Origin of the sequence: Pandoraea oxalativorans, assembly GCF_000972785.3 — a bacterium.
GTDB lineage: Bacteria > Pseudomonadota > Gammaproteobacteria > Burkholderiales > Burkholderiaceae > Pandoraea > Pandoraea oxalativorans.
The window spans coordinates 518,620-530,871 of sequence record NZ_CP011253.3 but is presented as its reverse complement, the minus strand read 5'-3'; the positions used below and the strand labels follow the sequence as shown (position 1 = coordinate 530,871).

Genomic DNA, 12,252 nt, shown 5'->3' with positions numbered 1-12,252 from the left:
TCCCCAGTTCAGAGGCGGTGATTCGACCGAATTCTGTGTGTGTTGCTGTCGTTCGAGACGCCTTATTCCCCTTCGCCGAACTTGTTCGCGATGAGGTCGAGGATTTCCTTCATGGCCTGAGCCTCATCCGAGCCTTCGGTCTCGACTTCCACCGTCGAGCCGATGCCGGCCGCCAGCATCATGACGCCCATGATGCTCTTCGCGTTGATACGCCGACCGTTCCGGGTCAGCCAGACCTCACTCTGAAATTTCGCCGCCAATTGCGTCAGCTTTGCGGATGCCCGGGCATGCAAGCCCAATTTATTTACGATCGTCGTTTCTTGTCGAAGCATGTTTCAGTGTGACGTAGTGTGTGTGGCCGGCGCACCCGCGCCGACTTCCAGAATACCTTTAGATCCGCCCGAAAGCACCTTCTCCGCCAGCGTATCGAGCGGCACCGAGCGGTAACACACCGCTTTGATGAGCATCGACAGGTTGACGCCCGCGAGCACGCGCACTTTCGGCCCCACCAGTTGTGCCGCCACATTCGACGGCGTCGCGCCAAACAAATCGGTGAGGACCAGCACGCCGTTCTCTTCGCGCAATTGCGCGAGGCGTTCCTTTGCGACGTCTACGAGCGCCGCCGTGTCCTGGTCGGGGACCACGTCGATCGCGCCGATGCGCGACGGACAACCGCCGTAGATGTGCGAAACGCACTCGCGAAGGGCCGAAGCCAGCGGTGCGTGGGCAATAATCAGAATTCCAGCCATGATGCTAGGCACGCCGGGCGCCGTGAGTGTTCGGGATACAAACACAACGACGAACGCGAACCTGTCGATTTTGGGATTCTTATTTTAGCAGGCGCGCCAAAATCCCGAATTAACGCTGAAATTTCATCGAGTTAGGCACCGTCCCAAGTGGGTTCCCCGCAGGGCCGACCCACATAACGCAAATTCTGCGGCAACGCCTGCCGTCGCCGCGCGTTGCCACGATCCGGATGCCTCAGACCGCCAGTTCCAGCGCGTCGATGAACATCTTCGGCACATCGAAACCGGTCTGGTCGGTGATTTCCTGGAAGCACGTCGGGCTCGTGACATTCACTTCCGTGAGGTAGTCGCCGATAACGTCGAGACCCACGAGCAGCAAGCCGCGTTGCCACAGAACCGGCGCCAGCGTCTCGGCGATCTCTCGATCGCGTGCCGTCAGTTCGCGCGCCTCGCCCAGACCACCGGCCGCGAGGTTGCCACGCACTTCGGTGCCTTGCGGAATACGGGCGAGCGAATGCGGCACCACTTTTCCGCCGATCACGAGCACGCGCTTGTCACCCAGCTTGATGTCGGGAATGAAGCGCTGCGCCATCACCGAACGTGCGCCGTTCTCGCCGAGCATTTCGATAACGGAGCCGAGGTTACGTTCGTCCGGACCGATACGAAAGACGCCCGTGCCGCCCATGCCGTCGAGCGGCTTATAGATGACGTCGCCATGCTCCGCGTGAAAAGCGCGCAGACGTGCGGCGTCGCGCGTGACCAGCGTCGGTGCGACGAACTGACCGAATTCGGCGATCGCCAGTTTTTCGGAATGATCGCGAATCGCGCTCGGCTTGTTGAACACGCGAGCGCCCGCGCGCTCGGCAATCTCAAGGAGCCACGTGGAGTTGATGTACTCCATGTCGAACGGCGGATCCTTGCGCATGATCACCGCGTCGAACTCGGTGAGTGCCGCCACGCGAATGTCGACGACTTCGTACCAAACGTCGGCGTCGCCCGTCAGACGAATTTCCTTCACGCGCGCATCGACCGTAGCGCCTTGCCATGCCATCTCGTGCGGCTCGCACGCAAAAATGCGGTGCCCGCGACGTGCGCCTTCGCGCATCATCGAGAACGTGGTGTCCTTGTAGATCTTGAACTGGTCGAGCGGGTCGGCGATAAAGAGAATCTGCATCGATCGGCGGGAGTCTTGGGGGTTCGGATGCACACACCGCAAGCTGCGGCGACAGGCGTCTATTCTAGCCGAGCCGTCGTTTTGCCGCTGCGTAGTCCGAGGAGCAGCGACGCGTCGCGCACCGGATCCAGCCGTGCCCGCATGAGAGACAGATGCGTCTTGAGTGTCTGCACACCAATCGCGCAAGCTTCGCGCGTCTGCGTACGCGACTGCCCCGCCAGCAAGCGCATCGCGATCTCCCGCTGCACGGGCGTCAGCGCCGTGTCCCACAACCGCGCCAACAGGCGGATGACGGGCGGCACAGCGAGATGCAGGGAGATGCGCACGCGCTCCGTGGCGCGCCCGCCCATGCCGCAGAGATGGGTGGCGTGCAGATGCAACGTGCCGCCCGGCACCGCCAGTGTCGTGCCGACTTGCGCCCCCGGAACGGCCGCGCCGGACATACCGCAGGGATGCAGCGTCAACTCGTCGGCCAGTCGCTGGCATGCCTGCACGACCATGCAGGCGTCGGGCCATGCACGCCCCGGCACCAGTTGCCAGACCCGGCGCATGAGCGCCAACGCGCCCGGGTCGGCCCACTCGGGCTGACGCCGGTGCCACACGAGCGTCCCCGATACGTCGGCACAGACAGTCCCCGTACCCTCCTGGATCTCCTGCCCCTCGACGGCGGGCATCGTCGCGCTCGCGAGAGACGAAAGCGGCGGGAAATACGGACGTGCCGGTGCTTTGGCAAACTCGGCGGCCACCGTCTCGAACGCTGCGACTTCTCGCGCGCTGAACGCCTGACGCGTCTGGCTGCGCGACACGAGAAGACGCAACGCGCCGAGGGGAGACGTCTGCCCTCTCGGATTGGCCGCTTCGCCCCCGTGGGGAAGCGTCGGTTGCAGGTGTTCGTCGGCCACGCGACTCGCGGGCAGCAGGTAGGCGTCGAGCACATCGCCATCGGCCAAACAGGCCTCAAGTTCCGGCGGACGGTGAAGATGGCCCGGCAAGGACGACCGTCTCACCGCGCCGGAACGTTTGCGCGCGTGCCCGAACAGCGCGCCACCGAGGTTCGGCGATGGAATCGACATCGTCCAACCGCACGACGCCAACCGCTCACACGCCGATAACGGTGCTTGCGGGGCATACCCGCACGTGACGTTGGCGCCGTTTACCGGATCGCTCACCGGACTCACGCCGTCTTGCGCATGGCACCAGAGCGCGGCAACGCTGTCGGCCGAGAGCCACACGCGCAACGTCTCCAGCCACAGCGGCAAGTAGCCAAGGGTGGGGACCGGCAATTGATGCATTTGGCGAAGGCACGCGCGCAATTCCCCCTGCACTCCCATGCGTCTCCCAATCAAAGTCGATTCCGGGGAAATTTCCTATTCCACACGAACACAGACGGACATCCCCCATTCGGGGGATGTTTGTGGCGTCAAACGGTCGCATCATCACTCCATTGCTGACGCGAACCGGAACGGATCGGCACAGTACACCGATCCAGGACGTGAAGGGGATGCGCAGGGAACCAGTTTGCGGGGCGGACCGCCCAGGGAAGCCCCGATTTCCGGTCGTTGCATGAGGCGACCGGTAAATGTGACGCCCGGCTAGTCGGGGGGCCAGCCGGGCGTCTTTTTCTTTTCGCCTCTCGGGACGAGAGGCGTCTGAGACCACCGTCAAGCGGACGTCGTCTCACCTCAAATTCAGAAACTTCTTAAAGCGACGCCAAAATCCGCCGAAACCGATAGCGCGGCAAGTTGTCACCCGCCGCGCAACTTAACGTAACGTGTGGCATTGCGCGACACCGGACGGAATCGATCAATACGTTTCGGGATCCGGATCGGTGCGCTCCAGTTCGACCGACGCCGCCAGCAGCGCCAGACGCGCCACCACACCGTACATATAGAAGCGATTCGGCGGTGCGGCACCCGGCTTCGCGTGGACATCCGGCAGCGCCGTATGCTCGAATGCGAGCGGCACGAAGTGCATGCCGGGGGCGTTGAGGTTTTCGTCGGTACCGCGCCCCGTATGGACACGGTAGAAACCGCCCACCACGTAGCGATCGATCATGTACACGACCGGCTCCGCCACCGCTTCGTTGATGCGCTCGAACGTGTAGACGCCTTCCTGCACGATGAAGTCGTGCACTTCGAGCCCCTCCTTCACCACGCTCATCTTCGTGCGATCACGGCGATTGAGGTTTTTGAGTTCGGCGGCGTCGTGCACCATCATCACGCCCATGCCATACGTCCCGGCATCGGCCTTGATGACGACAAACGGTTTCTCGGTGATCCCGTACTCGCGATACTTCTTGTTGATCTTCTTGAGCACGGCGTCGACGGTATCGGCGAGTTTCTCCACACCCACGCCTTCGTCGAAATCGACCCCCTCGCACTTCGCAAAGTACGGATTGAGCATCCATTGATCGACGTCGATCATCTTTGCGAATTTCTTGACGATATCGTCGTAGGCCGAAAAGTGCTGGCTCTTGCGGCGCACCGCCCAACCGGCGTGCAGCGGCGGCAGCAGATATTGCTCGTGCAAATTCTCGAGAATCGGCGGAATGCCGGCCGACAAATCGTTATTGAGCAGAATCGAGCACGGATCGAAGTTCTTGAGCCCCAGACGGCGCGGCGTGCGCTCCAGCGGTTCGATCACGACGTGCTGCCCGTCCGGCAACTCGATGGTCGTCGGCTCGGTGATGTCGTCCGACACGCTGCCCAGACGGACATTGAGCCCGGCGTGACGCATGATCGTCGACAGCCGCGCAATGTTCCGCAAATAGAACGAGTTGCGCGTATGGCGTTCGGGAATCAGCAGCAGATTCTTCGCATCGGGGCAAATCTTCTCGATAGCGGCCATCGCGGCCTGCACAGCGAGCGGCAACACTTCGGGTGCCAGATTGTTGAAGCCACCGGGGAAGAGATTGGTGTCGACGGGAGCGAGCTTGAAGCCGGCATTTCGCAGGTCGACCGAACAGTAGAACGGCGGCGTATGTTCCTGCCACTCGAGCCGGAACCAGCGCTCGATGGCGGGCGTCGCATCGAGGATCTTCTTTTCCAGGTCGAGCAGGGGGCCTTTCAGGGCCGTGACGAGATGCGGAACCATGCTTCTCTCATATCCAGATGGAATATCGATTGTAGAGCATACGCCCCGCGCCCCCGCCGTTCGCCATGCCCCGGGAAGGGGCACCGGGATCCGAGGCCGGCCACGCAGGGGACACCGCCGATCAGGCGACGATGTCCGGCGCACAAGCACGCGTCGACAACGTTTGTGGGGAGCGCGGCGCGATGCCGCGATGAGAAGACATGGGGGCAAAACCGAAAATCACAAGCACGGGGGACGATTTCCGGCCGCGCCGAAAAAAACGGGCACCGCCTGGGTGCCCGCGCAATGCCGGGGCCGGCTGTCCGACCGGCTTCCGGCAACTCCTCTCGCGTCGCCCGGGACGGGCCGTCTGGCCGATGTCAGCGAGTCCTTGCCGACTCGCTGACGTTCCCGGGTTTCCCCCGGACGAAAACCGGGACTAAACGGTGCGATGAGACAGATGTCATTCAGGCGAAATCAACTGCCTGAGTTGTTGCTTCAGTTGTGATAAGCCGATTCGCCGTGCGAGGTGATGTCCAGACCTTCGCGCTCTTCGTCTTCCGGCACACGCAGACCCAGCACAATGTCGGCGATCTTGAAGGCGATGAAGGCGACGACCCCCGACCACACGAGTGTGGTCAGCACGCCCTGGAACTGAATCCAGACTTGACCTGCAATCGAGTAATCCGGCGCCACCTTGTTGGCGACGTAGTCGTAGATCCCCGTGCCGCCGAGCGACGGCGCAGCGAACACGCCCGTCAGAATCGCGCCGAGCATGCCGCCCACGCCGTGCACGCCGAACACGTCGAGCGCATCGTCGGCCTTGAGCAGGCGCTTCAGCCCGTTCACGCCCCACAGGCAAATCAGACCTGCGAGCAAGCCGAGCACGATGGAACCCATCGGACCGACGAAGCCTGCTGCCGGCGTCACCGCCACCAGACCGGCCACGGCACCCGACGCGCCACCCAGCATCGACGGCTTGCCCTTGCCGATCCACTCACCGGCCGTCCACGAAAGCGTGGCAGCAGCGGTAGCGAGCAACGTGTTGACGAAGGCGAGCGCAGCACCGCCGTTCGCTTCCAGGCCCGAACCGGCGTTAAAGCCGAACCAGCCGAACCAGAGCAGCGAAGCACCGATCATCGTCATCGTGAGCGAGTGCGGCTTGAAGGCTTCCTTACCGAAACCGACGCGCTTGCCGACCATGTACGAACCCACAAGCCCTGCGATAGCCGCATTGATGTGCACCACGGTACCGCCGGCGTAGTCGAGCGCACCCTTCTGGAACAGCCAGCCGGCGTGGGCGTTGGCCGCGTCAGATGCAGCCGCGTCGATGTAGGCGTCCGGACCGGCCCAGAACCAGACCATGTGCGCCATCGGCAGGTACGAGAACGTGAACCAGATGACCGTGAACAGCAGCACGGCCGAGAACTTGGCGCGTTCCGCGAAAGCACCGACGATCAGCGCGCAGGTAATCGCGGCGAACGCAGCCTGGAACGCCATGTACGCGTACTCCGGCACATTCACGCCCTTACTGAACGTGGCCGCCACCGAGTCCGGCGTCATTCCCTTGAGGAACAAGCGATCGAAGCCGCCGAAGAACACCCCGCCTTCGGTGAACGCGATGCTATAGCCGTAGATCGCCCAGAGCACGACCACCAGCGAGAAGATGATGAAACACTGCATCAGCACGGAGAGCATGTTCTTCGAGCGGACCAGACCACCGTAGAACAGGCCCAGACCGGGCAGCGTCATGAGAATCACGAACGCGGTGCAGGTCAGCAACCAGGCCGTGTCGCCCTTGTTCGGCGGCACGGGTGCAGCCGCGGGGGCGGCCGGCGCGGCCGCAGGCGTTGCGGTAGCCGCTGCGGGAGCGGGTGCTGCGGATTCCGAAGCGGCCGAAGCGGCGACGGGCGCCGAGGCGTCCTGAGCCAGTGCGGCGCTGGCGCCGAGGCCCACGACACCCGTGAATGCGGCGGCGAGCAGGAGTTTGGCAAGCAGTTTTTTCATGATTGTTGTCTCTTATGTGGGCCTTTACAGCGCGTCTTCGCCGGTCTCTCCAGTACGGATACGGACCACGTGCTCGACGTTGGACACGAAAATCTTGCCGTCGCCGATCTTGCCGGTACGGGCCGCCTGCCCGATTGCGTCGATCGCCTGATCGAGCAAGGCGTCGCCGATTACCGCCTCGATCTTCACCTTCGGCAGAAAGTCGACGACGTACTCTGCGCCCCGATACAGTTCGGTATGGCCCTTCTGGCGGCCGAAGCCTTTGACTTCGGTCACCGTAATCCCTGCCACGCCGATGTTCGAGAGGGCTTCACGCACCTCATCGAGCTTGAAGGGTTTCACAATTGCGGTAATCAGCTTCATGATGAGTCGCTCCTTAGAATGTCTTCGACAACCCTACGACGACCGTCGCCTTGGAAAGCACTTTGCCGGAATTCGCGGCGGTGTAGTACTTCTCGTCGGCGTTCGTATCGACGTAGGAGACCGACACGCTGAAGTTCTTGCCCAGATCCTTCGACAGGCCGATCTTCCAGTCGGTGTAGCTTGCGGCGCTGAAGTTGTGCACCCACTGGTGACCGACGTGTCCCACGGCCGAGAGACCCCAGAAGCCGATGTCGTAGGTGCCCGTCAGATCGAGATAGCCGCTGTTGGTCGTATCCTGACCGTCAGGGCTCGTCAGCCCGAACAGACGGGTCAGCGAGTGCGAGTACTTCAGCGTGATGGTTTTCCAGCCTACGGCGGCATACAACTCGAACGTATGCGGACGTGCGTAAAACTGGCCGGACGGATAAGTGCCCGGGTAGTAGTACTGCAAACCACCGAAATCGATGGTCCAGTCGGGAATGATTTCCTTCTTCCAACCACCGTAGAAATCCATCTCGATGGGTGCGCTCACGGCGGAATTACCGTCCGAAATCCAGCTGATGTTCGACGCCCACACACCGGCGTACAGACCGGACTCGTGCGCGATATCGAAGCCACCCTGAATGGCCGGACGCTTGGCCGTCTGCGAAATACCGCGGAAGCGGTAATCCGAGAACAGACCAACGTTGGCGGTAATCGTCAGCGGTTCAGCGGCAGCCGCAGCTGCGTCGGCCGGCGGTGCTGCGGGTGCTGCTGCCGGTGCGGCGCCCTCGGCGGCCGCTTGCGCAAATACGCCGGCGGACGCCGTCATCGCACCAAGGAACACAAAGCCAGCCATCGCAGTTGACACTTTTCTCATCACTTTCCCCTTAAGTTGACGTTCCACGTCTTGGTACAGCGTGCGGCAGGTTCTGGACTGGGTAGAGCAACTCCCGTGCCAGGTCCTTCGACCGCGTATGCTGCGACGCGCAAGATACGAATTTCGGGATAAAAAATTGGCAAAATTCCGGGGGGCGCGAGGTGCGCGAACGACAGGCCAGTCACAACAAAGCGCGGCAAACTGTGTCAAACGCGCGTGCGACTGGCGCTGGTCGGGCCGGTTGGGTGGCTGGGCGCAAAAAACGGTGTTAGAGTTGCGCCAACATTGAGAGGCCGCGCCGGAATGCACCACGTTGCACCGGTCTGGCTGGCACGACGAAGCACGTTGGCGGTGCAGGCACCATATCGGTGCAAAGAAACGACGAGAGGAAGGCTTATGAAACCGAACGAGATCCTGCAAGACATGCAAGCCAAGGTGAGCGAGATGCTCAAGCAATCGCCCGCCAAGGATATCGAGCGCAACGTCAAAAGCCTGCTGGGCCAGGGCTTCACCAAACTCGACCTGGTGACGCGCGAAGAATTCGACGTGCAGGCGCAAGTGCTCGCACGCACACGCGAAAAGCTCGAAGCGCTGGAAAAGCGCGTGGCCGAGCTCGAAGGCCAGCGCAGCGAAGCGCAAGACTGACGATCTTAAGGGGCGCGAAAGCGTCCCTTGTGCTTTTGGCGGTCCAATAACTGTCTCCCCGCACGAGACACGGTCTTCTTCGTTCCCCCCGCATTCCCGACTAGCAATCGGAATCCTCCTAGCCGCTCCGCAGATTCGTCCGGCGCGACGGCACCGCCAATCTGAAACCCCTCCCCCGCGACTGCGTTTGCACCGATAAGGCGTTGTGCCTTGCGGAGCGCTCCAGCGACTATCGACGACATCGATGCAACACGCCGTGCGCGTTGCGAACTCACAGGGGATGTCATGTCATTGGCAGTTGTCAGCAGTCGCGCGATTACAGGAATGGCCGCTCGCCCGGTCACGGTCGAGGTGCATCTGGCGAATGGGCTACCCGGGTTGTCACTCGTTGGTCTACCTGATACCGAGGTCAAGGAAAGCCGTGAGCGGGTTCGCTCTGCCTTACAGAACAGTCATTTCGAATTCCCCGCACGACGCATCACCGTCAATCTAGCGCCCGCCGACCTGCCGAAGGCGTCCGGATGCTTCGATCTCCCCATTGCGCTGGGCATCCTTGCCGCAAGCGGCCAGTTGCCGGACGGCGGCCTGCGAACGCATGAGTTCGCCGGCGAGTTGTCATTGACGGGGGAGTTACGACCGGTCCGTGGCGGACTGGCAATGGCGAGCGCGATGGCCAACGCACCGTCGCCCCGTTCACTCGTACTACCGACGGGTAGTGCGCAGGAGGCCGCGCTCGTGGAGGAGGCAACGATTTATGGCGCGCGGACCTTGCTCGACGTCTGCGCCCATCTTGCCGAACCGGATGTCGCAGTGCCACTACCGCGCGCGTCGGTCCCATACGAAGTCGCCGCAGCCGCGCACGCCGCCGGAGACACGCCCAATCTGTTCGACATCAAAGGTCAGGAACACGCTAAGCGCGCCCTCGAAGTCGCGGCGGCAGGCGGGCATCACATTCTGTTCTACGGTCCACCGGGAACGGGGAAGTCGATGCTCGCAACGAGGCTCGCAGGGCTGCTTCCGCCGCTGAGCAAATCAGAGGCCGTGGAAGCTGCAACGTTAGCGAGTCTGAGTGCAAGCGGCTTCGATATGCGGCACTGGGGACGTCGCCCTTTTCGCGCGCCGCATCACACAGCGTCGGCGGCGGCACTGGTGGGCGGCGGGAGTGGACCTCGTCCGGGAGAAATCAGTCTGTCGCATCGCGGTGTGCTCTTCCTCGATGAGTTACCCGAATTCCAGCGGCGCGTGCTGGAAGTGCTCCGAGAACCGTTGGAGTTGGGTCACGTCACGATCTCGCGCGCGGGCGGCCACGCCACCTTCCCCGCTGCGTTCCAACTGGTAGCAGCGATGAATCCTTGTCCTTGCGGCGATCTCGGCCATCCGTCGCGAAGCTGCCGCTGCACAAGCGAGGCGGTAACGAGGTATCGCAATCGTCTTTCCGGACCATTGCTGGATCGCATTGATCTTCATGTGGAAGTCCCGGCGCTCAGTCCGGAAACGTTCGCCATGCCTGCCGCCGGGGAATCTAGCGACGTTGTCGCTCGCCGTGTGAGTCGAGCGCGAGAACAGCAACTATCACGCCAGGGGCAGTTGAATTGTGGTTTGTCGAACCGAGCCCTGGATGCGCAATGCCCATTGCGCCCCGAAGCACAAGACGTGCTGCTTCGCGCCGTGACGCAGCATCATTGGTCAGCGCGGACCTATCATCGCGTACTGCGCGTTGCCCGAACGGTAGCGGATCTCGCAGGTTGCGACATGATCGACTCGCATCATGTGGCCGAGGCGGTACAGTACCGCGAAGCGCCGGATTAACCGGGCACGCCCTCCGTGACTCACTCCAGCGTAAAAGAGTCCAGAAACTGATCGACTTGTTCCTTGCCGGGTGCCTTCGTCCCCATGACGACAACCTGATAGACGTGGTTGCCACGTCCGACGAAACGGGCGGAGACGTAGCGTTCGGCTTTGTCGCTCGCCATGCCCTGTGCAGAGACCGCCACGCCGGGAAGCGAGGGCGCATCGCCCGCCTGACGCACCATCACCTGCGAGGGCGACGCCTGGCGCTCGTTCACATTGGCGAGCAAGCCGTGTTGCAGTTCGTCGACGACGGTCTGACGCAGCGTCGCGTCATCGCTGGGAAGCGTGACCACGCCCACCGCAAAGAGCGCAGCATCGACGCGCGCGGCCTGCATGCGCATCGGCAGCGGCCCGGAGGCGAACTTCACTTCGCGCGCGTCTTGCGTGGGCTTCGCGGGATAGGTTACGGCGTACGCGCCATCCTTGTCGTGAACCTCACGCCAATCGTAGCGAGGGGAGCACGCGGCCATCACGATGGTCACGGCAGTCGCGCAAAGCAGAACGCAAACACGGACAACGCGGTTCATAGACGTCAGAGGAGTCGGGAGAAAGGGAAGCCGCCATTATCCGCCATGCGGTGCGGGAGGAAATAACGGCACGGTGCGGTTCCCGGTATCATCGGCGGCATGACACCCCTCTGCGCGCCAACGCCCCTCACCTCACCCGCCCGGGCGGCTTCAGCGCCCGCGGTTGCCTCAGTTGCCTCAAGTGCCTCGGGTGCCTCGGGTGCTTCGGGTGCTTCGGGTGCTTCGGGTGCCTCGGGTGCCTCGGGTGCCTCGGGCGCTTCAGGTGCTTCAGGTGCCTCGGCCACCTCATCGCAGGCAATGGGACGCGCACGGTTAATGAAGTCTCTGATCGCCAGGGTCGTCATCACGCTGCCGATCATTGGGCCAGTCGCCGCTTTCGCGGCACCGGACGCGCAAGGTGCCGAGGACGGCTTCGGCCAGCCCGTCGGAGGATCGACGTCCGCCACCTCGACGTGGGTTCTCGCGGAGGCCACCGGCGTCACCTATCCGCATGAGGGCGCGACGGCAAAACCGCTCGACAACAAGACAGCGGCCAAACAGCAGGCGGCGGTGCCGCTGGCCACCGACTTCCCGGCGCACGCGCGGCGCGCGGCCTCGCTCGACGCGCCGCTGATCGTCCTCGTGTCGCTGCGGGACTGCGTCTATTGCGGCCCGATCCGTCAGCGCGAGTTGGCCCCGCTCGTGCGCAGCGGCAAGTACGAAGTACGCGAAATCGGCATGGACAGCACGACGCCCGTGCGCGACTTCGATGGCTCGACGACCACCGGCGTTGCGTGGGCGCGTGCCCATGGCGTCAAGGTGTCGCCGACGGTTTTGTTCCTCGATACCAGCGGGCACCCGGTCGCAGACCCCTTGATCAGCGCAGGTCTGCCGGACTTTTACGGCGCCTATCTCGACGACGCCATCGCACGCGGGCGCGCCCGTCTGCACCCGGGCGGCGGCACCACGACGCGCTGAGATTCAGAGTAGAATCGGTGGCAAATCGAAGGCGGATCGACGTCAAAACGG

General features: G+C 63.0%; 12 protein-coding genes. 3 read left to right on the top strand and 9 right to left on the bottom strand.

From position 1 onward, the window contains the following. Positions 1 to 62 precede the first annotated feature (62 nt). The 8 genes from MB84_RS02430 to MB84_RS02395 all read right to left on the bottom strand — a co-directional run bounded on the left by MB84_RS02430 (position 63) and on the right by MB84_RS02395 (position 8,221). Positions 63 to 332 (bottom strand): HPr family phosphocarrier protein, encoded by a 270-nt coding sequence (locus MB84_RS02430; RefSeq protein WP_046290625.1) that lies wholly within the window; start codon positions 330 to 332, stop codon positions 63 to 65. A 3-nt stretch (positions 333 to 335) separates the two neighbouring features. Further along, positions 336 to 749 carry a PTS sugar transporter subunit IIA gene (locus tag MB84_RS02425; protein ID WP_046290624.1) on the bottom strand — a complete coding sequence of 138 codons (414 nt, stop codon included), beginning with the start codon at positions 747 to 749 and terminating at the stop codon, positions 336 to 338. Between the two features lie 232 nt (positions 750 to 981). Continuing rightward, positions 982 to 1,920, bottom strand: coding sequence for a glutathione synthase (gshB, locus tag MB84_RS02420; protein ID WP_046290623.1), 939 nt, complete (start codon positions 1,918 to 1,920; stop codon positions 982 to 984). Between the two features lie 59 nt (positions 1,921 to 1,979). Further along, on the bottom strand, positions 1,980 to 3,212 hold the full coding sequence (locus MB84_RS02415) for a helix-turn-helix transcriptional regulator (RefSeq protein WP_046290622.1): 1,233 nt from the start codon (positions 3,210 to 3,212) through the stop codon (positions 1,980 to 1,982). Positions 3,213 to 3,723: 511 nt separating this feature from the next. Further along, positions 3,724 to 5,013: a glutamate--cysteine ligase gene (gshA, locus tag MB84_RS02410; RefSeq protein ID WP_046290621.1), complete on the bottom strand. Its 1,290-nt coding sequence runs from the start codon at positions 5,011 to 5,013 to the stop codon at positions 3,724 to 3,726. Positions 5,014 to 5,490: 477 nt separating this feature from the next. Next, entirely contained in the window at positions 5,491 to 6,999 is a 1,509-nt protein-coding gene (amt, locus tag MB84_RS02405; RefSeq protein ID WP_046290620.1) for an ammonium transporter, read from the bottom strand. A gap of 24 nt (positions 7,000 to 7,023) precedes the next feature. After that, positions 7,024 to 7,362: a P-II family nitrogen regulator gene (locus MB84_RS02400; protein WP_046290619.1), complete on the bottom strand. Its 339-nt coding sequence runs from the start codon at positions 7,360 to 7,362 to the stop codon at positions 7,024 to 7,026. 13 nt (positions 7,363 to 7,375) lie between these two features. Further along, positions 7,376 to 8,221, bottom strand: coding sequence for a TorF family putative porin (locus MB84_RS02395; protein ID WP_046290618.1), 846 nt, complete (start codon positions 8,219 to 8,221; stop codon positions 7,376 to 7,378). A gap of 396 nt (positions 8,222 to 8,617) precedes the next feature. On the opposite strand from MB84_RS02395, the gene MB84_RS02390 reads away from it, so the two are divergent. Together MB84_RS02390 and MB84_RS02385 are read left to right on the top strand one after the other, a co-directional pair. Then, positions 8,618 to 8,866 (top strand): accessory factor UbiK family protein, encoded by a 249-nt coding sequence (locus MB84_RS02390; RefSeq protein WP_046290617.1) that lies wholly within the window; start codon positions 8,618 to 8,620, stop codon positions 8,864 to 8,866. A gap of 285 nt (positions 8,867 to 9,151) precedes the next feature. After that, positions 9,152 to 10,675, top strand: coding sequence for a YifB family Mg chelatase-like AAA ATPase (locus MB84_RS02385; RefSeq protein ID WP_046290616.1), 1,524 nt, complete (start codon positions 9,152 to 9,154; stop codon positions 10,673 to 10,675). A 20-nt stretch (positions 10,676 to 10,695) separates the two neighbouring features. Here MB84_RS02385 and MB84_RS02380 read toward each other — a convergent pair whose 3' ends face one another. After that, positions 10,696 to 11,199 carry a hypothetical protein gene (locus tag MB84_RS02380; RefSeq protein WP_052652877.1) on the bottom strand — a complete coding sequence of 168 codons (504 nt, stop codon included), beginning with the start codon at positions 11,197 to 11,199 and terminating at the stop codon, positions 10,696 to 10,698. Positions 11,200 to 11,559: 360 nt separating this feature from the next. Between MB84_RS02380 and MB84_RS30465 the strand changes: the two genes are divergently transcribed. Further along, positions 11,560 to 12,201, top strand: coding sequence for a thioredoxin domain-containing protein (locus MB84_RS30465; protein WP_169834975.1), 642 nt, complete (start codon positions 11,560 to 11,562; stop codon positions 12,199 to 12,201). Positions 12,202 to 12,252: the final 51 nt, after the last annotated feature.